Origin of the sequence: Shewanella sp. A32 (assembly GCF_029167175.1) — a bacterium.
GTDB classification, from domain to species: domain Bacteria; phylum Pseudomonadota; class Gammaproteobacteria; order Enterobacterales; family Shewanellaceae; genus Shewanella; species Shewanella yunxiaonensis.
In genome coordinates this window covers 43,530-68,401 of sequence record NZ_JARFTS010000009.1, presented here as the reverse complement: position 1 = coordinate 68,401, position 24,872 = coordinate 43,530, and the positions used below count along the sequence as shown (strand labels likewise).

Annotated in this window: 26 protein-coding genes; 9 read left to right on the top strand and 17 right to left on the bottom strand. The window is 48.3% G+C overall.

All coding sequences use genetic code 11. The annotated features are described in order from the left end of the window. Nucleotides 1–238 precede the first annotated feature (238 nt). The 9 genes from can to PY479_RS08955 all read right to left on the bottom strand — a co-directional run bounded on the left by can (nucleotide 239) and on the right by PY479_RS08955 (nucleotide 8,039). A complete protein-coding gene (gene can / locus PY479_RS08995; protein ID WP_212596401.1) occupies nucleotides 239–865 on the bottom strand; it encodes a carbonate dehydratase in 627 nt (208 codons plus the stop codon). Between the two features lie 122 nt (nucleotides 866–987). Then, nucleotides 988–1,704 carry a M15 family metallopeptidase gene (locus PY479_RS08990; RefSeq protein WP_275483545.1) on the bottom strand — a complete coding sequence of 239 codons (717 nt, stop codon included), beginning with the start codon at nucleotides 1,702–1,704 and terminating at the stop codon, nucleotides 988–990. After that, nucleotides 1,698–2,828 carry a succinyl-diaminopimelate desuccinylase gene (gene dapE / locus PY479_RS08985; protein WP_275483544.1) on the bottom strand — a complete coding sequence of 377 codons (1,131 nt, stop codon included), beginning with the start codon at nucleotides 2,826–2,828 and terminating at the stop codon, nucleotides 1,698–1,700. The genes PY479_RS08990 and dapE overlap by 7 nt, the downstream gene beginning before the upstream one ends. Further along, nucleotides 2,825–3,181, bottom strand: a complete 357-nt coding sequence (locus PY479_RS08980) for an arsenate reductase (protein ID WP_212596403.1) — start codon at nucleotides 3,179–3,181, stop codon at nucleotides 2,825–2,827. Before PY479_RS08980 ends, dapE begins: the two co-directional genes overlap by 4 nt. A gap of 115 nt (nucleotides 3,182–3,296) precedes the next feature. Continuing rightward, a complete protein-coding gene (gene crr / locus PY479_RS08975) occupies nucleotides 3,297–3,806 on the bottom strand; it encodes a PTS glucose transporter subunit IIA (protein WP_212596404.1) in 510 nt (169 codons plus the stop codon). Nucleotides 3,807–3,897: 91 nt separating this feature from the next. Then, on the bottom strand, nucleotides 3,898–5,607 hold the full coding sequence (gene ptsP / locus PY479_RS08970; protein ID WP_275483543.1) for a phosphoenolpyruvate--protein phosphotransferase: 1,710 nt from the start codon (nucleotides 5,605–5,607) through the stop codon (nucleotides 3,898–3,900). 9 nt (nucleotides 5,608–5,616) lie between these two features. Then, the gene (locus tag PY479_RS08965) at nucleotides 5,617–5,874 is read right to left on the bottom strand and encodes an HPr family phosphocarrier protein (protein WP_212596583.1); all 258 of its coding nucleotides are present in this window, start codon (nucleotides 5,872–5,874) and stop codon (nucleotides 5,617–5,619) included. Nucleotides 5,875–5,929: 55 nt separating this feature from the next. After that, a complete protein-coding gene (locus PY479_RS17575) occupies nucleotides 5,930–6,091 on the bottom strand; it encodes an ACT domain-containing protein (RefSeq protein WP_343377251.1) in 162 nt (53 codons plus the stop codon). A gap of 313 nt (nucleotides 6,092–6,404) precedes the next feature. Further along, nucleotides 6,405–8,039 carry a methyl-accepting chemotaxis protein gene (locus PY479_RS08955; protein WP_275483542.1) on the bottom strand — a complete coding sequence of 545 codons (1,635 nt, stop codon included), beginning with the start codon at nucleotides 8,037–8,039 and terminating at the stop codon, nucleotides 6,405–6,407. A gap of 262 nt (nucleotides 8,040–8,301) precedes the next feature. Here PY479_RS08955 and PY479_RS08950 point away from each other — a divergent pair, with 262 nt between their 5' ends. From PY479_RS08950 to PY479_RS08935, 4 genes are all read left to right on the top strand, one after another. Continuing rightward, on the top strand, nucleotides 8,302–8,961 hold the full coding sequence (locus PY479_RS08950; protein ID WP_275483541.1) for a DUF3334 family protein: 660 nt from the start codon (nucleotides 8,302–8,304) through the stop codon (nucleotides 8,959–8,961). Between the two features lie 75 nt (nucleotides 8,962–9,036). Next, complete coding sequence (locus tag PY479_RS08945) at nucleotides 9,037–10,251, top strand: RsmB/NOP family class I SAM-dependent RNA methyltransferase (protein WP_275483540.1); 1,215 nt, start codon at nucleotides 9,037–9,039, stop codon at nucleotides 10,249–10,251. 86 nt (nucleotides 10,252–10,337) lie between these two features. Continuing rightward, the gene (locus PY479_RS08940) at nucleotides 10,338–11,195 is read left to right on the top strand and encodes an AraC family transcriptional regulator (protein ID WP_275483539.1); all 858 of its coding nucleotides are present in this window, start codon (nucleotides 10,338–10,340) and stop codon (nucleotides 11,193–11,195) included. An 84-nt stretch (nucleotides 11,196–11,279) separates the two neighbouring features. Next, nucleotides 11,280–11,933: a LysE family translocator gene (locus PY479_RS08935; protein ID WP_275483538.1), complete on the top strand. Its 654-nt coding sequence runs from the start codon at nucleotides 11,280–11,282 to the stop codon at nucleotides 11,931–11,933. Here PY479_RS08935 and PY479_RS08930 read toward each other — a convergent pair. Next, a complete protein-coding gene (locus tag PY479_RS08930) occupies nucleotides 11,930–12,349 on the bottom strand; it encodes a secondary thiamine-phosphate synthase enzyme YjbQ (protein ID WP_275483537.1) in 420 nt (139 codons plus the stop codon). The genes PY479_RS08935 and PY479_RS08930 overlap by 4 nt on opposite strands. Nucleotides 12,350–12,506: 157 nt before the next feature. Here PY479_RS08930 and PY479_RS08925 point away from each other — a divergent pair, with 157 nt between their 5' ends. From PY479_RS08925 to PY479_RS08905, 5 genes are all read left to right on the top strand, one after another. Beyond that, on the top strand, nucleotides 12,507–12,785 hold the full coding sequence (locus tag PY479_RS08925; protein ID WP_212596412.1) for a peptidylprolyl isomerase: 279 nt from the start codon (nucleotides 12,507–12,509) through the stop codon (nucleotides 12,783–12,785). Beyond that, complete coding sequence (locus PY479_RS08920) at nucleotides 12,785–14,467, top strand: VRR-NUC domain-containing protein (RefSeq protein ID WP_275483536.1); 1,683 nt, start codon at nucleotides 12,785–12,787, stop codon at nucleotides 14,465–14,467. The genes PY479_RS08925 and PY479_RS08920 overlap by 1 nt, the downstream gene beginning before the upstream one ends. Before the next feature lie 187 nt (nucleotides 14,468–14,654). Continuing rightward, nucleotides 14,655–15,230 carry a hypothetical protein gene (locus tag PY479_RS08915; RefSeq protein ID WP_275483535.1) on the top strand — a complete coding sequence of 192 codons (576 nt, stop codon included), beginning with the start codon at nucleotides 14,655–14,657 and terminating at the stop codon, nucleotides 15,228–15,230. Nucleotides 15,231–15,356: 126 nt separating this feature from the next. After that, nucleotides 15,357–15,743, top strand: a complete 387-nt coding sequence (locus PY479_RS08910; protein WP_275483534.1) for a DUF302 domain-containing protein — start codon at nucleotides 15,357–15,359, stop codon at nucleotides 15,741–15,743. A gap of 244 nt (nucleotides 15,744–15,987) precedes the next feature. Further along, nucleotides 15,988–16,980: a D-cysteine desulfhydrase gene (locus PY479_RS08905; RefSeq protein WP_275483533.1), complete on the top strand. Its 993-nt coding sequence runs from the start codon at nucleotides 15,988–15,990 to the stop codon at nucleotides 16,978–16,980. A gap of 163 nt (nucleotides 16,981–17,143) precedes the next feature. Here the strand turns inward: PY479_RS08905 and hypA are convergent, their stop codons facing one another. Genes hypA through PY479_RS08870 form a run of 7 tightly spaced genes read right to left on the bottom strand, consistent with a single transcriptional unit; the run spans nucleotide 17,144 to nucleotide 24,871 of the window. Then, a complete protein-coding gene (gene hypA, locus PY479_RS08900) occupies nucleotides 17,144–17,491 on the bottom strand; it encodes a hydrogenase/urease nickel incorporation protein HypA (protein ID WP_275483532.1) in 348 nt (115 codons plus the stop codon). Next, a complete protein-coding gene (gene hypE / locus PY479_RS08895; protein WP_275483531.1) occupies nucleotides 17,491–18,498 on the bottom strand; it encodes a hydrogenase expression/formation protein HypE in 1,008 nt (335 codons plus the stop codon). The genes hypA and hypE overlap by 1 nt, the downstream gene beginning before the upstream one ends. 2 nt (nucleotides 18,499–18,500) lie before the next feature. Then, nucleotides 18,501–19,625, bottom strand: a complete 1,125-nt coding sequence (hypD, locus tag PY479_RS08890) for a hydrogenase formation protein HypD (protein ID WP_212596419.1) — start codon at nucleotides 19,623–19,625, stop codon at nucleotides 18,501–18,503. Next, the gene (hypC, locus tag PY479_RS08885; protein ID WP_275483530.1) at nucleotides 19,618–19,860 is read right to left on the bottom strand and encodes a HypC/HybG/HupF family hydrogenase formation chaperone; all 243 of its coding nucleotides are present in this window, start codon (nucleotides 19,858–19,860) and stop codon (nucleotides 19,618–19,620) included. The genes hypD and hypC overlap by 8 nt, the downstream gene beginning before the upstream one ends. After that, the gene (gene hypB / locus PY479_RS08880) at nucleotides 19,860–20,621 is read right to left on the bottom strand and encodes a hydrogenase nickel incorporation protein HypB (protein WP_212596421.1); all 762 of its coding nucleotides are present in this window, start codon (nucleotides 20,619–20,621) and stop codon (nucleotides 19,860–19,862) included. Before hypB ends, hypC begins: the two co-directional genes overlap by 1 nt. Nucleotides 20,622–20,674: 53 nt before the next feature. Next, nucleotides 20,675–23,071: a carbamoyltransferase HypF gene (hypF, locus tag PY479_RS08875; RefSeq protein WP_275483529.1), complete on the bottom strand. Its 2,397-nt coding sequence runs from the start codon at nucleotides 23,069–23,071 to the stop codon at nucleotides 20,675–20,677. 3 nt (nucleotides 23,072–23,074) lie between these two features. Next, entirely contained in the window at nucleotides 23,075–24,871 is a 1,797-nt protein-coding gene (locus PY479_RS08870) for a NiFe hydrogenase (RefSeq protein ID WP_275483528.1), read from the bottom strand. Nucleotide 24,872: the final 1 nt, after the last annotated feature.

Sequence of the window (24,872 nt, the reverse complement as noted above, 5' to 3'; positions counted from 1 at the left end):
CTCTTGGAATTGCCAGTGCTGACATGGGAGCCGGATTTTCGGACGGAGCCTTTTGGCGGCGGGCGGAAATGCCGGGGTGACCACTAAGAGCACCCGTTTAGATTGGCGAATTATACCGGCCACAACTTCAGACTGCGATGTTTTATTGAGGAAAATTCCGATCAGCTGCGTAAATAAACAGCAATATCCAAGACTGTTAAGTTAAAAGTAAGGGGACTAACGTCCCCCATCACTTATGTTATTTTTTTGTGGCGTGTTCTGCTCGCCACAGTTCACCATCGCTAGTGACATCCAAATCGGTGATCAGACCGTTTTCAATGCTGTATAACCAACCATGTACCGCGAGTTCCTGACCGCGTTCCCAGGCATCTTGTACGATGGTTGTCCCCACAACGTTCGCTACCTGCTCAATGACATTTAGTTCACACAGACGATCATATTTTGCCTGACCTTCAAGGGCATCGAGTTCTTGTTGGTGTAACCGGTAGATATCACGAATGTGTCCGAGCCAGTTATCAATTAACCCGCGGCGTTCAGGCGATATCGCCGCTTTAACGCCACCACAGCCGTAATGGCCAACCACCATAATATGTTTCACTTTCAGAACATCGACAGCATATTGGATAACAGACAAACAGTTGAGATCGGTATGGATCACCAAGTTGGCGATATTACGATGCACAAACACTTCGCCAGGCATTAAGTCAATGATTTGATTTGAGGGAACGCGGCTATCGGCGCAGCCTATCCACAAATACTCTGGAGTCTGCTGTTTGGCCAGCGTCTCAAAGAAATGTGGATTTTCATTATTGATACGTTCTGCCCAGCGACGGTTATTGTCAAACAGCGGTTTAAGTAATCTCATTGGTATTATTAGCTCTTTGTAGAGGGCAAGGGCGAGCTGTCCTTGATAATTAGTGATATTAACAGAAGCATCGGCGACGCTGGTCGATCCATTGATACATCGGACAGTCTAATGGCATGAGTTTAACGGGTAATTTGTGCAGCATCCGGTACCGGTGCAACAGTTTGCACATAATAGCGGACTAATTCAGCTAGTTGCTCAAGAATAGCAGGCTTCAGACTGATCTCTTGCTGAATCAGTATTGCAGCCAACTGCCTAACATCGTATGCCCGCAACATTTCGTTAGCGATTGGGTAGTAGCTGTAATGCCACAATTCGGCACTGGTACCACTCAATGCAGCTTGAAATGGACGGTAAAAACTAAAAATAGCCGCGTGCTGATCAAGCCATTGGTGCATGGCATGACAAGGTCCACCCGGCTGATATTCGTCATTGATGAGTTGTAGCTTATCGCGCGTTAATGCATGAGAATCAAACAGATCGATATCGGTTCCCCAGTGATGACGCGAGGTGCCGGGCAGCGCTGACCATAACAGCAGGGTTTGTAGCAGTTCTTGATCGCTCAGGGTTTCAATATGCGTTATCGGCTTGGAGTGCACATCTAACAAGGGGCGTTGGCCGCTGGCCTTGGCATTCCAAATTTGTCGTTGTCGTTCAAAACTCCGGTGGGCAGAACAGATATCGACTGTTATACCGTCAGCGGCTGCGGCTTGTTGTAATTTTTGTAAGGCAGCGGCAGCTTGTGGTTCCATTAAAAATCGCCGTTGGTCATGACTCTGCACCATTATCAGTCCCGAGTCATCAACGCCATACAGGCGATTTTTAGGAAATATCAGCACAATAATTTTTCCAGGATCCGTTGGTAACACTGGGCCAGAAGTTCAAGATCTGCGACACTGACGCATTCATTCACTTTATGAATGGTGGCGTTAACCGGACCTAGCTCAATCACTTGGGCTCCGGTAGGCGCAATAAAGCGCCCGTCAGAAGTACCACCGGAGGTTTGTGCATCGGTTTGTAAACCGGTGGTTTCCAGAATGGCAGCGTGAGTGGCCTCAAGCAACGGACCTTCACCGGTCAGGAAGGGTAATCCGTTGTATATCCAACCGATGTCATAATCCAGCCCATGGACATCGAGGATATGTTGTACTTTGGCAATTAGCTCATCAGCGGTCACTTCTGTGGAATAGCGGAAATTAAACATCACCTGTAATTCTCCAGGGATCACATTAGATGCACCGGTGCCGCCGTTGATATTGGCAATCTGAAAACTGGTTGGTGGGAAAAAAGCATTGCCATTATCCCATTGGGTTGCAGCTAGTTCTGCAAGCGCAGGGGCTGCTTTATGAATGGGGTTATCGGCCAGGTGAGGGTAGGCGACATGGCCTTGAATACCTTTCACTGTGAGATTCCCAGTTAAACTGCCGCGGCGACCATTTTTGACAATATCGCCAAGCTTATGCGTACTGGAAGGCTCTCCCACTAAAGCCCAGGTAATTTTTTCATTACGTGCTTCCAGCGTATCGATAACACGCGTGGTCCCGTTGATGAACGGGCCTTCTTCATCGCTGGTAATCAGGTAGGCGATTGAGCCTTTGTGATCTGGATGCTCAGCCACAAATCGTTCGGTGGCGACAATCATAGCTGCCAGCGAGCCTTTCATATCGGCCGCACCACGACCATGCAGATATCCATCAATGACCACCGGGTCGAACGGTGGTGTGTGCCAACGATTGACATCACCAACAGGCACCACATCAGTATGACCGGCAAAACAAAACACGGGACTTTCTGTGCCGCGACGTGACCATAAATTCGTGGTGTCCTCAAACACCATCGACTCATTCATAAAGCCGAGTTTATCCAAACGCTCCGCCAATAATTGCTGGCACCCTTCATCTAAAGGCGTGACCGATGGCCGCGCTATCAGCTGTTGCGCCAGTAACAACACATCATTACTCATAAACCGAACCACTCCCGATATGCAACTTCATTGAAACCTGCCATGACTTTATCACCTTGTTGTAATACCGGGCGTTTGATTAGCGTAGTATTTGCCAGCATAAGTTGTTTAGCTTTTGCCGCAGTTAAGTCTTGTTTGTCCAACTCAGACAACGCTCGGAAACTGGTGGAACGCTTATTCAGTAACGCTTCCCAGCCGATAGCGGCAATCCAACTGTCGATGGTCGCTTCTGGCAGTGGTTGCTCTCGGTAATCAAAAAATTTTACTTGCTGATGGTTGGCATCAAGCCATGTAACGGCTTTTTTTACCGTGTCGCATATCTTAGGTGATATGCCATAAAGCGTGGATGTCATAATGAGCCAAAGATTCTGAATGGCGGACTATTGCCGATGAGTATAAAAAATTGTGATGCTGTTCACCAGACTGACCACACCGAAAAACCATTCAGGTTACGGCATATGTCTGGAGTCAGAGTTCCACGGTGAAGATAACGTCTTTTCCGGCAGTTACCGGACCTTGACGTTTTTCCATAAAACGGATGTCTTCCATGTTGGCTAACACCACAGGCGTCAGCAGGCTGCTGACCTGGCCTTGTAAATAATCCAGGTCAAATTCAAGAATATGATCGCCAGCTTTGACCTGTTGCCCTTCCTGTGCCAAGCGTTTAAAGCCTTTACCACGTAGCTCAATAGTACCAACGCCAAAGTGCACAAATAACTCTAACCCCTGCGGGGATTCAATGCTAAATGCATGATTAGTTTCGAAAATTTTACCAACAGTACCATCTATTGGTGCCAACATATATTGGCCTGCTGGTGAAATAGCGACACCGTCACCAACAATTTTCTCGGAAAACACCACATCGGGAACTTTTTCTATAGGGACTATTTCACCAGAAATAGGGGCATAGACTTTAATACCGCCTTCAATGTTGGGTTGACCTGATACCAGGCGCCGAATACGGCTTAAAAATCCCATGGATTAATTGTCCTTAGTAAGGGTTATGGCTGTCATTGCTTCCTGTGCCACCATTCTCAGGAAGATATAACCTTAGCATACTGAATTATTTCTATATTTGACAACCGGATAACAGTGTTTCGAGTTCAGAAATTCGCTGACATTGCAGTGCATTGTCTGCCAATTGCTTAAAGTCACTAAATCGCCCCTGGCAAATGGCGGCCTTAATCTCAGCGATCGCGGCGGCATTGGCACTCAATTCATCAAATCCCATGCCCATCAACAGCGGGGCAATACAGGGATCGCTTGCCAATTCTCCACATAACGATGTGGTGACGCCAACGGCTTTAGCTGTGTGCAGTGTCTGCGATATCAATTGTAATACCGCTGGGCAAAAAGCGGGATAATTGGCAGTTAATTGCGGATTGCCGCGATCTGCTGCCAAGGTGTATTGCGCTAAATCATTGGTGCCAATGCTGATAAAACTCAGTCTGGGTAACATCGCTTTAAGATTGATCACTGCTGCGGGGGTCTCCACCACAATACCGTACTCGGGCTCGGCAAAAGCTTTTTGCTCCAATAGGAGTTGCTGGCGGCAGATTTCGATTTCAGTAAACAGTTCATCTAATTCTTCGGGTTGACTGACCATAGGAAACATTAATCGCACGTTACCAAATGCCGCCGCGCGTAATACAGCACGTAGTTGGGTGTGCAGCACATCTTTATGGTGCAGTGTATAACGTAATCCACGTACGCCCAGCGCTGGGTTTTCTTCGGCAGATTGGGGATTGATACAGGAAAATTCCTTATCTGCACCCACATCCAAGGTTCTGATGGTCAGACATTGACCTGCGAGCAGTTGTAATGCTTCACAGTACAAATTGAACTGCTCTTTTTCATCGGGCATGGCGACGGCATCCATGAGCATGAATTCTGTACGGAACAGGCCAATACCATCAGCACCAGATTGCGGTAATCTGGCGATGTCATTCAAATTGCCAACGTTAGCCATTAGCTTGAGACTGTGGCCATCAACCGTAGTGCAGGGGACATCGCGATAGCGTTCAAGCGCGCCACGGCGGAGTTGATCCTCAGCTAACTGCTGTTGCAGTGTCGAAAATTGTTGTTGATTAGGTTCAACGTATAAACGTCCTTGGTAGCCATCAAGGAACAACTGCGTGCCGTTCTGAATATTGGCGATATCGAAGTCACAGGAAAGTAACGCGGGTATCCCCGCGGCTCGCGCCAAAATGGCGGTGTGACTGGTAATGCCACCCGTTTTCAGAACGATGCCTTTGATGTATGCCTGGGGTAATAACGCAAATTCTGCAGGTGTCAGATCTTCAGCAAGCAAGATACTGTCTTCTTGCAGTTGCTGTAGTCGCTCCCCACCCGCACCATTGATAGTGCCAATCAGTCGCTTAGACAAACACAATACATCCTGGGCGCGGCGGCTAAGATATGGGTCATCGAGGGCTTCCATCTCGCTGGCTTGATGGAAGAATACACGTTGTACCGCCGCCCCGGCGGATAACTGTAATGTATTGATTGAACTACTAATCTGACTGGTTAATTCAGTATCTTCCAGTAGCAGCAAGTCGGCCTCTACCAGTTGGTAGTTAGCGCTGCCGGGTTCGAGGGAGGAAAGACTGCTTTTGAGCTGTCGGCACAGCTTATTAATGGCACGGGTTGCCTTGGCTTTTTCGGACGGGATACTGGACAGCGGTAACAGGCGATAATCAAGACTGTTATCAAACGGCTCAAACAGAATGGCCTTACCTTGGGCAATTCCGGAGGATACCGCGATTCCTTTCATGTCCATTTGCCGTCCTTAATTTAGCGTCATTAACAACTCGGCGATTCGATCAACTGCTTGCTCAGCTTGGGCACCCTGAGCATAAATCCGCACCTGCATACCATGATATAAACCTAACGTCTGCAATTTAAACAGACTTTTGGCACTGGCTTGCTTACCCTGGCATTCCACAATGACATCGCACAAAAATTGTTTGGCTTCCTTTACCAATAACGCTGCCGGTCGGGTATGAATGCCATGAGGCGCAGTAATGGTAACGGTTTTCTCATACATAGACTTCAGACTCATGTTTAAAATTTCGCCGTTATCAGGCGTTAGCATGCCGCAGTTAGCGGTCATATTCAATGACCTTATAGCCTTTACTGCGGAGTGCTTTTAGCGCGGCGTCCAGCTTATCCCATTTCAGCAAAATATAGTCAGTATCAAATGTCGAAATTGCGAAAATACTGACATGAGCATTCGCTAGGGTTGTGACCACGTTAGCATGGATGCCGGTTGCCGAATAAACTGATGCACCAACTATCTCAATGCAACGCCAGTTAGTGTCATTCTCAGGACTATCGAGTGTTAACTTAGCGTCGACCTCTACCGCTAACTCCTCGCGGGTTTTCGCGAGGAATAATGCTGTTGAGCGAACACTTCCGGCGGAACAACGGGTCCTGCGGCAAAACTGTGGACGCTATAAAGTATGGGATGTATAGCCAGTGTCGGGCGCAAAAAGCGGGTTCCTCAGGGGGCATCGAATATCTAGGTATAAACTTCATTACGGTAAACGACACCCCTGTACATCCCCATCATAACGTTCAGGTTTTAAACTGTCCAAGTGCTAATGCCATCTGCTGGCTAATGTCGCCCATGTCGGTTGCGGCCTGACGGTTGCTGATATTGGCTTGTACTGAGACTTCGGTCTGCTCTGAAATATTGCTGACGTTGCGATTTATCTCTTCAGTGACCAGTGATTGTTCCTCTGTCGCACTCGCCAATTGGGTATTCATATCCGATATTGCCGCAACCAGTTGCAGAATTTTTTCCATCGCAGCATCTGCATGTTGGGCATTCTGCTGCAGTTCTTCTGACTCAGTTTGCGTGACTTGATTGCTCTTCATCACGTTGTTCACGCCGGTTTGGATCTCAGCAATGATAGTGTTAATTTCATTGGTGGACTGCTGGGTTCGCGTTGCAAGGGCTCGAACTTCGTCGGCGACGACAGCAAACCCGCGGCCGTGCTCGCCAGCGCGGGCAGCTTCAATGGCTGCATTTAATGCCAGTAAATTGGTTTGATCGGCAATAGAACGGATGACTTCGAGGATGCTGCCAATCTTTTCAGAAGCATGTCCGAGCGACATCGTTAAATTGGCGGAAGATTGCAGTTCATTGACCAGAGTCTGGCAACCTTGAAGCGTACTTTCCATGGTCTGTTTACCCTGTAACGCCTGCTGTTTGACACTCGTCGCTGAATCTGCCGCCTGTTGTGTATTACTTGCCATCTCTTTTGTGGTGCTTAGCATCTGATTGATGGCGGTTGCGACATTGGCGATTTCTTTATGAATATGATCCGCACTCTGATTCGATTCCTGTACAGCATTAAGTAGCTGTCCCGCATCGACATTGAGATTTTCTCCCAGCGGCTTCATCTGCTCAAGGGCATTGGCGATTTTGGCAACAAACTCATTAAAGGCATCCGCCAGCAGTGATACTTCATCCTTCCCCGGGCTGTTGAGTCTTTTTCTCAGATCCCCGTCACCCTGAGCAATATCTTTCATGGCGTTTATTGCTTCATTAATCGGTGTAGTGATCGACTTATTGAGCACCAGAAAGAATCCAAAAATCGGCAGCGAAATGATCAACATGATCACCAGATAGTGCAGCGATACCGTGACCATAGTGTCATTGATATCACTGAGGTAGGTGCCGGTCAGCACAGTCCAGTCCCAGGTTTTATCGTAGCGCGCTTCAGTAAGCTTTTTTTCTTCCTGTCCGGAAGCTGGGTTGCGGTAGTTATAGGTAAGGGTGGCCTTAGCGTTGGCTTTAGCATTGCTGATAAGCGCTGCAAACGGGCGATCGCCATCCGCCGTTTTCAGCTCTGAAATGTGGGTTCCTACCAGATTGGGATATTGACTGTCTGACAAGATATCGCCATTACTGCCTATGACGATGTAATAGCCGTCTTTACCAAACCGCATGCCATCAAACAGGTGAATGGCCTGTTGTTGTGCTGCCTGCTGCGACATATTCGCCATACTGGCCTGTAGTCTGCTGGCTTCGAGAATGGATAACGCCGAATTTAACAAAGCGTCGTTTTGCGCCCATTTTTGGGTGATGAGATTGCTATATTGTTCTTTGATAGAGAAGCTGGCGAAACACAAGGTTCCGATAGCGGCCATCACTAACATCAGAATCAATCTTTGCAAAATGGTCAATTGCCGTAGCAGATTCATCGATGTGGTCCTTTTTATTATATTTCTATAGGTTGCGACGAATATACCGCATAGTTTCAGGCTTTAAAAAGGAATTTAACAAGTGGTATTTCAATAGGTGATCCTGCTCATTTTTCGGCCATAAACGTGCCCTAATGAGCAAATTGCTTTGCCTTTGTCAAAGGTCGCAGCTTAGAATGCAATCTATAAAGATAATTAGTTGTTTTATAATCGGATATTTCTAAGGATAGCCGAGTCTGGTAGCGATGCAGGAGCAGCAAAAATGCAGCCATCACAAGTAATTAATTCGGATGATATATTATTAAAATTGTGTCGTTCGGTAGCGCAGGTCTTATCAACAACAACTGCCAGTGAAATCAGCCACGCCGGCATGGTGCAACGCATAAACCAAACCCGTTTAAGACCCGATCTCGGCTGCTTTTCTATTTTTGACGGTGGTTTTTCCGGATTGGTGGTCATCAACTTTTCCGCTGACGCGGCGATGGAAATCTATCGTCGTTATTTATTGAGCATGGGCATGCCGGAAGATGAACTCGCCATTAAATACACATCGGATGAAGTTGCCAATGTGATGGGTGAGTTGATGAACCAGATGCTGGGCCATTTCATCAACTTGGTGTCTAAAGAGTTGCAGACTTCCATTAGCCAGAGTCAACCCAAGATGCTGACCATCAATCGGGAAATCACGCTTTCAATTAACGCCAATCTGGATGCACCAATTACCCGACGGGTTAGTTTTCGCACAGAAAATAATAATATTTTCTATCTGGAATTCGCCATGGATAACACAGATTTCATCGGGCTGGCAGCAGTGGAAGCTGACGATGACCTCGATCCCGACGATATTCTGGCGATGCATTCCGCCGGTGCCAGTCACAGTGGCGAAGTGACTGAAGACTTGTTTGATAAACTCGGTATCTAATCTGCTGCATCCGGGCTTGCCAAGGCCCGGACATCCTCCTATGATCCCTCGGTTTTTTGCTGCCGAGGCTGTTTTATGTCTGAATTCTCATTGTCCATTCGTGCCTGTGAACTCGCAGAGCAAGTTATCCGCGAGGTTATTGGCGAAGGTGCGCCGTTGGATCGTGCTTATTCCCGGCAATTCGCAGGCCAGAAATTAGCGCCAGCCCAACAAGCCCAAATTACGCGGGTGGTGGGTGAGATTATCCGGCGGCTGAATTTTTACTGCTATCTGGCACATGTATCGCTGGCGGAAGCGGGCAAACATGCCGCCGATTTACTGATGGCCTGGCATGCATATCAGCAACTACAACCTCCTCGTTGGTCACAAGCGGCGCCCCTTAATGCAGAGGTGCTGACGCAGCGGCTACAACATGCCAACAATGTCGCGGCATTACGCGATGGCTGTCCGGCTTGGTTGGATGTACTGGGACAACGTTTACTGGGGCAAGACTGGACTGCGGAGCGGGCCGCGTTGGCACAAGCACCCAAGCGTTATCTGCGCACTAATCTACTTAAATGTGAGCGTAGCCAGCTGCAATCCCGGCTGGCAAAAGAGGGCATCGCAACCGCAGTTGTTGAGGGGGTGGCTACCGCACTGGAAGTAACATCAGATGCGGCACTATTTCGTACAGAAGCTTTTAAAGATGGTTGGTTCGAACAGCAGGATGCCGGTTCACAACATGTTGCTGATGCGCTGGATGTGACACCGGGAATGCGCGTCATTGATGCATGCGCAGGCGCGGGCGGTAAAACTCTGCATCTGGCTGCCAAAATGCAGGGCAAGGGCCGCTTGTTGGCAATGGATGTTGAGCAATGGAAGCTGGACAATCTCAAAGATCGCGCCCGTCGAGCAGGCGCGCACAATGTTGAGACCAGGCTTATCAGTTCCAGTAAAACCATCAAACGTCTGAAGTTGTCCGCTGATAGATTGTTGCTGGATGTGCCATGTTCCGGTCTGGGGGTGTTGAAACGTAACCCCGATACCAAATGGCATGATACTGAGGCGCGTTTGCCGGTGTTGCAGGCGTTGCAAGCACAAATTCTCGACAGTTATAGCCGAATGCTAAAAGTAGACGGCATTCTAGTGTATGCCACCTGCTCCATTATGCCCGATGAGAATCGACAACAAGTGGATAATTTCCTGGCCAACCATAGTAATTTCCAATTGCTGGATGATGAAACCATTAGCCCGGCAAAGAGTGGGTTCGATGGTTTTTATTTGGCAAGATTGCAACGTACTGCAGAATAACGGTGCTGAATAGTGGAAGTTTTTGTGCAGAGTTTGGTGCAGTTTTTTACAAGCTTTAGCGAGTTCTCATAGTTACACTGATTTAATTGTCATATTTAAGCGCGCTACTGAACTTGTCGGAACCTGCCATCGAACATCGATTATTAACCCCGGTTGCCGGTATTGAGCTGGTTCGAGCCCGTTATCAGGGCTTTGCCTTCGACCGGCATGTGCATACTGATTTTCATATTGGGATAGTGGATGCTGGTGCACAGCGGTTTATGCATCGGGGCAATCAATATTTGCTGGCCCCAGGACGTATTTCGCTGATTAATCCAGATGAAGTCCACGATGGGGAAGGACTCGACAAGGGTCTTTATCAAGTGCGCTTGTTACGAGTCAGTGCTACCGCTTTGGAGCAGTTCGGGAAACAGTTGGGATATCGGCACCGCGAGTTATTCTTCAAGGGACCGGAAATCTTTGACCAGCCTCTCTACAGTGGTTTATTACAACTGCACCAGATGGCAAATCAGTCGCGTTTGTCGCCATTGGCTGTTGATAGCTTGCTGCTGGCTCTTATGGCAGTACTTATACAACGCTATGGTGACGGTGAGGTACAGTCAATGACAGCTGAAGGTGGACTAACGATAAGTCAGCTAACTCAGTTGAAGGATTTTCTATACGCCGATATAGCGGAAAATCATAGATTACAGACCTTGGCGCAACTGTTTCAGCTCAATGAATACCAGTTTTTACGCAGGTTTCGTCGCAGTTTTGGCATGACTCCACATGCTTATATCTTAGCATTACGAGTAGATCTTGCCCGCCAGTTACTGGCCGCGGGTAAGGATGTGGTCACTGCGGCAACTACCGTCGGATTTTATGATCAAAGCCATCTGCATCATTGCTTTAAACGGCGCTACAATCTGACACCGGCGGCGTATCGGCGCCAGCTGGCGGGATAACTGCAATTTTTTCCAATACTTGAGTTGTGCGGTTTCGATACATTGGCACTGGTCTTAGATTAATTGAGTTTTTAAAAGCACTTTATGTCCTGGATATCACTGTTACTTACCTTGGGAACTGTACATATTGCGGCACTGGTTGCACCAGGTCCTGATTTTGCTCTGATGTTGCGTGCCAGTGTAGTCGGGGGCCGCCGCTACGCGTTTTTTTTGGCGTTAGGTCTGGCGTCCGCCATTATGTTACATACCATTACGGTGACTTTTGCCGCCGCCTTATTACAACGTTGGTTGCCGGGACTGATGTTATGGTTGCCTTGGTGTGCCGCGCTGTGGTTGGGTTATCTGGGATATGGCTGTTTACAGGGCGCATTTGCGGCTTCCCCAGCCGGTAAAAGTAATGAAACGGTGCAAAAGCCGCGTGTATATTCTCGTCGTCACGGCTGGTGGACCGGATTTGCCACTAATGCGCTTAATCCCAAAGCCTATGTGTATTTTTTCAGTGTCATTGCCGGGATGCTGCCGTTGCAAAGTCCATTGCAATTCAAGTTAGCATTAGTCACGTTGTTTTTTAGTCTGGCATTATTGTGGTTCGCATTTCTTGGGTGGGCATTAAATATTCCACGCTTCAGCAAATGGTTGCAGCGTAATAATCGCGGGATATTGGTGTTTAGTGGCATGATTTTGCTGCTGTTTGCGCTGTTATTATTGCTACAGGGCTATCAACGGTTGTTAGGTTAATCGCCTTGTAACGTCAACAAAATTCGACGATTACCTCCCTGATTTCGGTGTTCACCAAGGTAAATACCTTGCCATGTACCTAGAGCCAGTTGCCTATTTTGTATGGGCAACAGCAAACTAGTGCCGAGCAAGCTCGATTTAATGTGTGCTGGCATATCATCGGTTCCTTCATAGGTATGGCGAAAATAATAGGTATCTTCCGCGACGCTATGGTTAAACCACGCTTCAAAATCCATGCGCACCGTTGGGTCAGCATTTTCGTTGAGTGTCAGTGATGCTGAGGTATGCTGCAGTTGCAGATGCAATAAACCGATGCTTACCGGGGTAAACTGCGCCAATGCAGCTTCAATCTCTGCGGTGATCAGATGAAAACCGCGAGCTTTGGCTCGTAATTGTATCTGCTGTTGTTGCCACATATAGCTTCTCCGCTTTGTCTTTGTTGCAATTATATCGAGGCCATTAGTTAACCCCAAACGTCAAGCTGACTTCTCATAACCGAATGCTCAAGGGAAGATCACTCTTCTGTGGTAAACTGCACCATGTCGGTTTCGACTGATTTAAAGAGGAAATATCATGGCTCGTGCTTGTGCTCGCCATATTTTGGTAAAGACCCGAGAAGAAGCGGAAAAATTGAAACAGCGTTTGGAAAAAGGCGAGGATTTTGCGGTATTAGCGAAAAAATATTCTGAATGTCCCTCAAAAAAACGTGGGGGTGATCTGGGCGAGTTTGGTCCAGGGCAGATGGTCAAAGCCTTTGATGATGTTGTTTTTAAAAAGCCTTTGCTCACTATACACGGTCCGGTGAAAACTCGATTTGGGTTTCATCTGATCCAGACCCTTTATCGCAACTGATGACTGAAACAGCTGCCACTCCGTCGTTACCTGCAGACTATTATCTGCATAACTTCGAGCAGATGTTGGCAAGTGTGACAACGCGCTACCTGGATATTTTCCCAGCTGAGCAACAACTGGCATTACAGCGTTACCAATCGTTACCGGACAACAGTAAAATGCTGTTAGTGAGACTGTTATCCCGCAAAGGTGAGTGGTTCCGTCTGGATAAACTGCACTATCAAGAAATTGGCGATATCAATGCAGCGATGCAGCCGCTGCTGCAGAGCGAATTATTACAACAGGCACTACCACCGCTAGAGATCTGGTTTACCTCAGTCACGTTGCCCGAACTAAAAACGCTGTTTGATGAGATTAGCGTTCCTTGGTTTAAACGCGACCTCAGCAAACAACAATTGTGGACCCTGCTGCGAAACATGCTGCCGTCGCAACCAGAGCTATCTCTGTGGCAGCAACATCAAGGATTTTGCTGGTTACAACTCCATTGTCAGCCTTTATTGGAGTTGCTATTACTGCTGTACTTTGGCAATCGCTATCAGGATCTCAGCCAGTTTGTACTGAGCGATATGGGGTTACAACGGTTTGAGTGTTATCCGTTAGCTCGAGAAGGACGCGCTTATCATTCCTCATCAGAATTACAAACCGTCTTGTCGTTGGCGACGTTGGCGGATAGGTGGGAGCAACTAACCCAACAAAAATTGCCAATCAATGTAGCCGAGTGGTTGGCACAGATCCCGTCACCACAACACAACCCCATTGTTGAGCGACGACGACAGAAGTTACTGTTGAAATTGGCTAGAGAAGCTGAACGTCAGCAACAACTGGTGCTAGCCATTTCGCTCTATCCGCAATGTCAGGACTGGACCGCTTCCGAGCGGTTATGCCGCTGTCTGATAAAGCTCAAGCAGCCGAAGGCGCTTAGCGCCGTAACCGCACTTGGACAACACGCGCAAAACGAAGCACAGCAACAAACGGTTATCAGGATTTATAAACAGTTAACCAAGCATTTCACTGTTCAGGCGCCTTTGCTCCCGGACTCGGCCCCATTCGATATGTTAAAGCCATTTAAGCCCGCTGAACTCAGGCTGAAATTGCCGCAAACATCGAATCTGCGGGTAGAGCTTGTCACTAGGGATTATTATTCGGCACAAGGTTTTGATGCTTGGTATAGCGAAAACAGCGTGCTGTGCGGACTGTTCGGACTGGCTTTCTGGGACATCATCTTTGCCCCTGTTGTCGGCGTATTTGATAACCCTTACCAGCGCGCTCCACGTGACATGTATCAGCCAGGTTTTAGTTCGCAGCGTCAAACATTGATCGCCAGGCGAATGGCACAATTGGCCAGCGGTGACCGTAGCATGCTGCACCAGCACTTCATTAACAAACAGGGACTGGTGAATGATTGGGTGAATTGGCAGATTTTCACTGAGCCGTTATTCAAACGTTGTATGGCGTCCTTTTCCTCAGCTTTTCTGCTGGCAGTATTTCAACGTATCTTGCGTGATCCTGCCCATTACCGCAGTGGACACCCGGATCTGTTGTTGTTTGACGCTGATGGTGCGCCGCATTTTGTTGAGGTCAAAGGGCCAGGTGATAAGCTGGCCGATCACCAAATTTATTGGCTGCGTTTTTTGGCTGACTTTTATCCTGCAAAAGTTTGCTACGTAACTTGGCAGGATTAACGCATCTGCCGGAGTTTGTCGTTGCCGCTCTGAAGTTGCAGAGCACTATTTAACGATGCATCCCTGATGCCGTTCATAATGGTTCTAAGCGACTTGCTATTCACCACTTTACACAGCATAACTTGCAATAGGGTCGATAAACCTTCATGTTGTCTGAACGCTGAAAGGCATATACGAGGGATTGACAGTGAAAAAATCATTATTGTGCACAGCTATTACGGCGTTGATGTTAAATGGCTACTACATCAATGTGGCAAATGCAGAACCCCAGCCTCCTCAGAAGCAGGAGCAGCCAAACAAAGCGAATAATGCTGAAAAAAACAAGGCATCAAAATCTAATGCCAATGCAAAATCTACCCAGATGAAGCATCAGGATAAAAATCAGCAGTCTCATCAAAATCAATCACAGCAAAGCCGTCATGGTAGTGCTGGCGGTAGTGCTCATCAACCAATGGGCATCGAACGTTCAAGTCCAAATTCCAATGCAGCTTATGCGATCTCTACCCATAACAAACATGTGATAAAACAACATTATCAACGCATATTGAGCAAGGTGGATCGCAACCGTCGTCCCAAATGGGAACGGGGCGAGGTGATCCCCGACAGGTATCGTCCCTATATCACACCGGCCCCGAGTTCGCTGATACAACGTTTAAATGATGTTCCGAAAGGATGTGATGTCGGTTATTACCAAGGCTATACCGTGGTTTATGATCCGACGACTTTTATGATTTTAACGCTGGTCGATCTGTTGGTGGATTAGTCATTGCAGGTGAGGGCATCTCAGTCCCTCACCTTTGCTCATGGTTGATAAATGCTTTTTTTGCCAGATTAGCGCTTGGCAAGTACCGCTAAGATCAGGTGATAAATGGAAACAAGGGGAGGATTTATGTATAGCATCGTTGAAAGTACTAAGCCATTTGATGTTACCGCTAACGCGCTTGAAGCGTCAGTGAAGAAAAATGGGTTTGGCGTGTTGCATATTCATAATCTAGGTGCAACTCTTCGAAGCAAAGGGATTGATTATGCAGAGGAATGTAAAGTCTTTGAGGTTTGTAATCCGCAACAAGCATCTAAAGTTTTGGCCATTGACGTGCGTCTGAACATGGCCTTGCCTTGTCGAATATCCGTTTACACCGAGGGCGGGAAAGTGAAAGTTAGTTATATCAAACCCGTTGAAATGCTGAGCGCATTATCTAACGATGCCGCATTGGTTAACATTGCAAGGGAAGTGGAATCGGCGATGATCAATATCTTGAATGCAGCCATAGCTTAATCATAGCCATTGTGGTTGTCATGAATAATTAGCCCTTAGTTTAGTGATGAGTTGGCACTTGTTGTGTCGCTCGGACTGTTTAACATAGTGAGTTAAACCAACCATTTAGTGCTTCCTTGTTGACCAAATTTGGGGAATGTTGCAGAGTGTTTATACGTGGAAGTCACTCCGAATAAGTCAATAAACATCTTAAAACCGGCACCTAATCAATGATGCAATGTATTGAGTTAACTGAATAAAAGACATGGAAAATTTCAAATTAATCCCTCGCGTGCAAATTAGCCACACCCCTACACCATTAGAGTTTCTGCCCCGACTATCGCAGGCGTTGGGTTGTGATTTATACATAAAGCGTGATGATTGTACTGGCTTAGCCGGTGGTGGAAATAAAGCGCGTAAGCTTGAATATCTGATTGCTGATGCACAACAAAAACATGCCGATGTGATTGTCACTGTCGGCGGATTCCAGTCCAATCATGCCAGGCAAACCGCAGCGGCAGCCGCTAAGTTCGGTTTCGATTGTGAATTGGTGCTGGAGGATGTCAACGGCACCCCGAAGACCGACTATTACAACAACGGCAATATGCTGCTGGATCATCTCCTTGGTGCCAATGTTCATTCACTCAAACAGCACGAAAACTGTCATGAATATGCACAAGCGTTAGTGGCCAAGCTCGTCGAGCAAGGACGTAAACCATATTTTGTGCCAATGGGTGGTTCAAACGTGATTGGCAGTTTGGGGTACGTACGTTGTGCTTATGAGCTATTGGCTCAAATTGAAAATCAACAACTTAACATCGATCAAATTGTAGTTGCGACCGGTAGTGCTGGCACCCAGGCAGGATTATTAGCAGGTCTGATCGCCGCGAAATCAGATATTTCCGTCCTGGGCATTGCGGTGAGTCGTTCAACAGAAGAGCAGACAATACTGGTTGAAAAGCTACTCAAAGAGGTCCTGTCTTATCTTGGCCTGGACCCAAACCTAGCCAAGGGCAGAGTGGTTACCAACGGCAACTACTATGGTGAGGGGTATGGTATCCCCACCGCGGCAATGATCAGCGCGGTAACGCGTTGTGCACAGCTTGAAGGGCTGCTACTCGATCCGGTATACACCGGTAAAGCAATGTCGGGGCTAATCGATTTGCTTGCTAAAGGAGTGATAAAGAACGGCAGTAAGCCGCTATTTCTGCATACCGGCGGCAGCCAGGGATTATTTGCTTACCGCGAAACGTTTTAAGTGCAATCAAGTGATGGCGTCGACAACTTGATAATTCACCTAAGTAACAGCAAATTGGTATTTTAAATAGCCCCGTGGTTCGGCGACATCTACTAACGGGCTGTAGACGGGTGTCTACAGCCACTGTTGGCGGGATTTTTAGCTGTTTCAACGTCGTATGACGTCAATCAAAAATCAATTCCAGCTGCATCAGCAGCATCTCTTCGCCACCGCTGACTTTGATATCACGGCTATTGCAAACCGGGCAGAGGTAGGCAATTTCATCGGGGATCGAGTGGGCGCCACAAGCTTTACAGTCCAGCGCTAGTGGTGCAACGTCCATCTCCAATTCTGCATCTTTACACATACCATCTTCGCGGAAGGTATCAAAAGCAGTCTTCACCAGTTGCGGTTCGACGCCACTAAGTGCTCCGATTTTAACTGCAACTCTGGCGATGCCTTTGGCCTGATGTTCAATAGCAAGCTGCTCACATTGATCGATTAAGGCGCTGACAATGGAAAATTCATGCATCAGCAGATCCTCGGTAACAATTCACCCGCTGGCAGTTCCAGATAGCGTTTGCTGCCCCATGGGGAATGCAGAATAACCTTGCCGGTGTTGGTGTCGGTGACAGTACCGACAATTCGCGCCTGATCGCAATTGCAGAATTGATGCATGACGGTGATGGCATCGGCCGCGATTTCCTGTGGCAGGGCAATCACAAAGGTGCCTTCGTTAGCCAAGTCCCAGGGCTCAAAACCGTAAAGTTCACAGACACCGCGTACTTCATCACGCACCGGGATCGCTTCCTCGCTGAGTTCAATACCAACATTTGCCGCTTTGGCCCATTCGTTCAACACTGCAGCAATCCCGCCTCGTGTGGCATCGCGCATGGCATGCAGTTCAAGGTTGGCCGCGATCAGCTGCTCTACCATCGGCCACAGCGTGGCACAATCGGATTGCAGCTCAGTTTCCAATTCCAGTCCTTCACGGGCTGCCAGAATTGCGGCGCCATGGCATCCAATGTCACGAGACAGAATGATGGCATCGCCTGGGCGTACTGAGTGCACTGAGATCCCCGGCTTGATAATGCGACCAACGCCGGAGGTGTTGATAAACACCCCATCAGCGCAGCCTTTGGGCACGACCTTGGTATCGCCACAGACAATTTTGGCTCCGCTTTTATGCAGCTCTGCGGCCATGGTCTCTACAATCTCTTTGAGTTTGGCGATTTCAAAGCCTTCTTCAATGATAAAACCACAACTCAGGTACTGCGGTGCCGCGCCCATCATTGCCAAGTCGTTTACTGTGCCGGCAATTGCCAGCTTGCCAATATTGCCGCCTTTGAAAAACAATGGAGAAACCACAAAAGAATCTGTGGTGAACGCAATTGGGCCCGTCATATTAAGACAGGCAGCGTCTTCTTCCTGACGTAGGATTTGGTTATCAAACGCTTCAAAGAACAGTTTGCCAATTAACTCAGCCATTTCGCGGCCACCACCACCATGACTGAGCTGGATCTGTTTCGGGGTAGACATGTTTATTTTACTCCTGCGTAACGGTAGTAGGCGTTACACGCGCCTTCGGAACTTACCATGCAGCTGCCAAGTGGCGTTTGTGGGGTACAGCCACGGCCAAACACTTTGCAGTCTTGTGGTTTGGCTTTGCCTCTAAGAATATCGCCACACTGGCAGGCTTTGTGATCGTCAATCTCTTTTACCGGTAACCGTTCGCCATATTTAAGTTCAGCATCGCGGTGGCGGTATTCCGGTTTGAGCATCAAGGCTGAGTTGGGGATCGGTCCCAGGCCACGCCAGCGGAAGCTGGGGCGAACTGTAAAAAAGTGATTCACTTTTTGCTGTGCGGCTTCATTACCTTTGTAGCTCACGGCACGTTCGTACTGGTTTTCCAGCGCGCAACGACCCTCCACTTTCTGTTTCACAATCGACAGGATTGATTGCATCACATCCACGGGCTCAAACCCGGAGACCACCACCGGAGTGTGATAGTTATCAACCGTGGGTTGATAAATCTGGCTGCCAGTGATCACACTGACATGTGACGGGCCGATAAAGGCATTTACCCGCGTGTCAGGATCGGCCATAACCGCATCTATTGCTGGCGGTACCAGCACATGGTTGATGTGGAATAACAGGTTGGGAATGCCGAGCTTTTCAGCCTGTTCTAACAGTACGGCAGTCATCGGCGTTGAAGTTTCAAAACCGATAGCGAAATAAACGACGGTTTTATCGGGATTTTCCTGCGCGATTTTCAATGCATCCAGTGGCATATAGATCGGGCGAATATCACAGCCTTTGGCGCGGAACTGCGCCAGCGACCCTTCAGAACCCGGCACCCGGATCATGTCACCTAAAGTCACCAGAATCACATCCGGTATTTGTGCCAATGCTGCCGCTTGATCGATACGCTCCTTCGGCATGATACATACCGGGCATCCAGGACCGTGTATAAATTCGATATTATCGGGCAGCAGCTGTAACAGGCCATATTTCATGATGGTATGCGTATGCCCGCCACACACTTCCATGACATTTACTGGCTCGTCCAGCTTGGCCGCTAGCTGCTTGATTTGTGATGCCAGCTCTGCAACGGTACGGGGGTCGCGAAAACCATCATAGAGCTGCTTGAGTTGCAACTCAGGCATCAGCGGCCTCCATCTTGTCGACGATTTCTTTATATAGCGCCAAACTTTCAGCCGCCGATGCAGCATCGATTTTATTCATCACAAAACCGATGTGGATTAACACATAATCACCGACAGCCAAAGGTTCTTCCATAAGATGACAACTGACAGTGCGCTTTACACCTAAGGTGTCAACCGTAACGCTTTGTATTTCTGGAAGTAGTTCAACAACTTGTGAAGGAATAGAGAGACACATCAGACAGCCTCCGCAGTAGTGTTGAAGGTGGCGAGTTCATTTTCAAACCAATGTGCTACTTCCAACATGCTTTCTTTTTCTTTCACAGAAACACAGATCACTTTGGCATTTGGATTTAGTTTGAGTACATGGCTTTTGGCGACTTCGGTATCAAAATCGAAGTAGGGCAGCAGGTCACATTTAGTGATTAAAACCACATCCGCTTTACGGAACATGACAGGATATTTTTCAATTTTGTCTTCACCTTCCGGGACGGAAACCAACACTACGTTTTTGTGGGCTCCGACATCATAGCTGGCTGGGCAGACCAAATTGCCCACATTTTCCACAAAGCAGATATCCATGTTATCCAATGGCTGCTGATGCAGCGCACCATGCACCATAAAAGCATCCAGATGGCAGGCACTACCGGTCTGGATCTGTACTGCACTGATGCCTTTGGCTTTTAGCCGATCGGCATCGCGAGAAGTTTCCAAGTCGCCTTCAATGACACAGAATTTTTTGTTGGTATAGTCACCGAGATGTTCCAGCAGGGTGGTTTTACCTGAACCTGGGCTGCTCATTAGATTGAATGCCATTACCCCGTGTTCTTCAAAGTGTTCACGGTTATGGGCGGCTTCAACATCGTTCTTGTCGAGTATTTTATGGATCACTGACAAGGTCTTCTTATCGTTGAGTTGTGGATTGGTTGACAGCTCGTGATGATGGTGATCATGGCTGTGATCATGTCCTGCAATAGAACAACCGCAATCTTTACACATAGCAAACTCCGGTTTGACTGTGGGCTGACATATCAGCGTCAGCCGGTTTAAATTTAGTCAGACAGGTGGGTGGCCTGTCGCAGGCCATACCACAACTGTCCTAACGCAATACCGCCATCGTTAACAGGCACTAGCCGCTGCGGCAAACGCTGGATGCCGCGATTATGCAGTTGTTGATAGCAGTACTCTGCTAAAAATCGATTCTGGAAGACCCCACCCGTTAACACGACAGGCAGGTGGTTGCCTAATTTTTGCTGCGCTGCTACCGCGCTGTGGCAAATCGCATCTCCGAGCGCCTGTATAAACGCCATCGCAATAACGTCTTTATCAATTTGCTGCAGCGTGGCCTGTAACAACTGATTAAACAAGGTCGCGGTATCCCATTGTCCTAGTAATAATCCGGCGTATGGCCGCAGTGGTAACTGCAATTTAAGCGCTAGTGCCTCAGTCGTTTTCCCGGCAGCTTCAGCACGCCGAGCCAGGGTTTCAATGATAATTCCCGCCTGACCTTCATACTGGGTGTCCTGCATTTCGTCCAACAATACCGCCAGTGCATCGAAAAGTCTGCCAACTGAGTGGGACTTTGGCATTTTGTCTGCGGCAAAAATCTTTGCCAGATTACGCAGTAACGAGGGCGAGTAATAGCGAAACGCCGGCAAGTTCATCGCGACGATATCATTGATACTGAATTGCCGTAGTAATAACGCTAGAGTTAAGCGAAACGGTGATTTGATGGCAAGTTCGCTACCAAGCAATGAGAATGAGCGGATACTGGCAAGTCGCTCGTAACTATTGCTGTCAGCCAGCAACAACTCACCGCCCCATAATTCGCCATCGTCACCAAGGCCGGTGCCATCAAAGCTGAAGCCCAACACTTTGCCGTCATAATCGTTGGCCGCGAGCGTTGCCAGAACATGGGCGTAATGGTGTTGTACGGCAGTTATCGGCTGAGATTGCTCCATAGCCCATCGACTCGACGCATAATCAGGGTGTAGATCGCGCACAATCGAGTCTGCATTGAAGTGGTACATCCGTTTAAAGCTGGCAAGCGTACGCTGGAAATAACCTTCCGCTCCCAGGCTAAAAAGGTCACCAATATGAGGACTAAGATATAGCGTATTGCCGATATTCAGTGCCAACGTGTTCTTTTGTTGTGGGCCTACCGCCAACACGGATGGCAGTGTTGGCTTGGCTAATAACTTGCTTGGCAGGCTCAGTGGTGCATAACCGCGAGCCAAGCGCATGACCTGCAATTCACCACCACACATTTGCACCACCGAATCATCGCAACCATTGAGGATCGGGCGATTGTGGTCCAGCATGGCATCGATCACCATAAAGTGCTCGTTGGCAAGCTGTGCCAAGATAGTCTCACCATCGGTAATAATGGGTTCGCCGGAAAGATTGGCACTGGTGGCCACTAACGGCTTTTGCACGGCATCCAGCAATAACGTGTGCAGCGGAGTATAGGGCATAAACAACCCAATACGGTCGATATTCGGTGCCACTGCGGCACTTAGTGGAATGTCAGCTGCGGCAGATTTTTGTAGCAGTACAATCGGCCGTTCCTGACTACACAGCAGTTGCCACTCGGCGTTACTCGCCACCGCATATTGCTGCGCCATCTCTAAATCTGCCACCATCACCGCCAACGGCTTAGCGGGCCGTTGCTTGCGTAGCCGCAATCTAGTGACAGCTTGATGGTTAGTGGCGTCACAAACCAGATGAAAGCCGCCTAATCCTTTAATGGCAAGAATCTTACCGGCGAGAAGGGCGGCTACAGCTAATGAGAACGCCTGATCCCGCGACGCTAATTCATGGCCCTGATTGTCCACATAGCGCAGATGCGGCCCGCATTTTGGACAACTCACCGGCTGCGCGTGATAACGACGATCCATAGGATCTTCATAGGCCTTACGACAATCATCACACATCGCAAACGTCGCCATCGAAGTATTATGACGGTCGTAGGGCAGGTTATTGATAATGGTGTAACGTGGACCGCAGTGAGTGCAGTTGGTAAAAGGGTAATGATAATGGCGATTATTGGGATCGCGGATCTCTTGCAAACACTCCGGGCAACTGCTTTTATCGGTACCCACAGCCACTAATGCCTGATGGCTACTGCGACTCTTATGAATGCTGAAATCTTTAAGTGTGGCATCCTCGGGCACGATTTCGTAACACAGACTGTCGATACGTGCCAGTGGCGGTTGCTCGGTATACAGTGCATTATCAAAAGCTTGCAGCATAGCCAAATTGGCTTGAACAACAATGGTGACGCCTTCGCCGTTGTTCAGCACATGACCACAAAGTTGATAGCGCTTGGCAAGCTGATAGATCCAGGGGCGGAATCCCACGCCCTGGACTATCCCTGTCACATGGTAGCACCGAGCCTGCAATTTACTGCTGGCGCAATGTTGCGGTGCAAAGGTGACAGCTTCGCTCATGCATTATCTCCGGCGTTGGCGCAAGTAAAGCGCACCGGTAGCTAGCAATGCACCATCAAGATCCTGCATCTGGCTGACGCCGAGCGGGAAATTCTTGCCCAGGCGCAACGCAATACGGCGGCCAAGCACCGGATTGGCAAAGCTACTGCCGGCCAGATAGACACGACGGATGCCGGTATTAAGATCCAACCGTTCAATCCAGTTAGCGATAAAATCTGCCAGTGAATCATTCATGGCGAAGGCCAACTTGGCCGCATCATCGTCGCCAGCAAGCCGGAAGCTAATGAGTGTGCCGAAGGTTTTACACCAATCAAAAGTTGCGTATTCACCTGAAATCAATGGGTAATCGATACGAGGAGAATTCGCACTGGTGTTGCTCATGGCGGCAGCCACAAAGGCATCGGCAAGCTGTTCGTTGCTATCAGCCTCAATACCGATGATTACCGCAGCAACTATCCACAAAGATTTCAAACTCTGCTTTGGACAACCGCTGAGGTCCAACTTTTGTAGTCGTTGATACAGTGCCGGATATTGCTCGGTGAATTTAGCAAACACATCTTGTTGTGGGCTAGATTGCAGTTGGCTGATGATATCGGCACCTGTTGCGGGCAGTTCTGGTACTTGCATAAAGCATTTGATATCGCCATCGTCATTCGATGTCATTAACTGACTGACATAACGATCGCTGAAATACAGCATACCGAGATTGCTGGCACTGCCAACTTCCGCCGCAATACCCAACAGTGCACATTGCGCGGCACTCGTGGCGTCGGTGGAATCCCAAACGTCTGCATCATTAGCAAGCGATGAAACAATCTGCTGTTGTTTGCGCTTACCTGTTGCCTTGGCAACGTATGCACCAAATCGAGCACTTTCATGCAGGGTTTCTGGTAACGCTTGACCGAGCAATAGGTTATCTAATTGCACTGTTGAAACAGCGACTGGCACATCTATGCCTAGAGTATGGGCAAATACCGCCTGCTGATGTTCCCGATGACAATAGATGGCATCAATCCCTTTAACACGCAGATATTCAGCCAGCACCAGCTGCAGACGTGAGGCGGCAAAACCGACTTCATATAATGGCGCGGTTAATTTACTGTCAGTCACCGGTTGCAGCCGCAATAGTGGCTTTTCAATGGAAGATAATGCCAGCACCTCGTTGTCAGTCACTTGAAACAGACTATTGAGATTATTAGGGTTACATACCAGCATTTGCTGACGTCCCTGACCAATAGGCTGCCGGCTCAGTACCAGTTTACCGGACACATCGTCAAGGAACAGGGTTTCACCTTCCAGCAGCCTTACCGCCAACTGCTGTAAATCCTGTCGTTGCAATGCAGCAACTGTGTCCAGGGTTAATATCGCTTGTTCGCCATGACAGTGGTCACAGGCAAGTACCAGATTGGCAAACTCCCCATGTTGGTTGTCACCAAAACGTGGCTGACAATGCTGGCAGAAGGGCACGTTCGCAGCACTGACCTCAATCGGCTTTTTATCACCCTGACGGTCTGTCGCCAGCAACATACGAGAGTCCAGCAAATGGACACTCAGCAGAAAGTCAGCAGCAACTTGTTCTGCCAAGCATTCTAGTTCCGCCTGTTCACCTTCTGCTTCCAGCAGATAGCGCCAGGTCACAACCGGTTTTTTCTGTTGTTCCAAATGTTCATTGGCCTGGTGGCGAATGGCCAACAAACCCACTGTTAAATTCAGCTTCTGGTAATTAAGGTATTGATTGCATAAGTAACCATACCAAGGTACCTGTTTAGAACAGTCAAACTCGAATCTCAGCAATTTCATT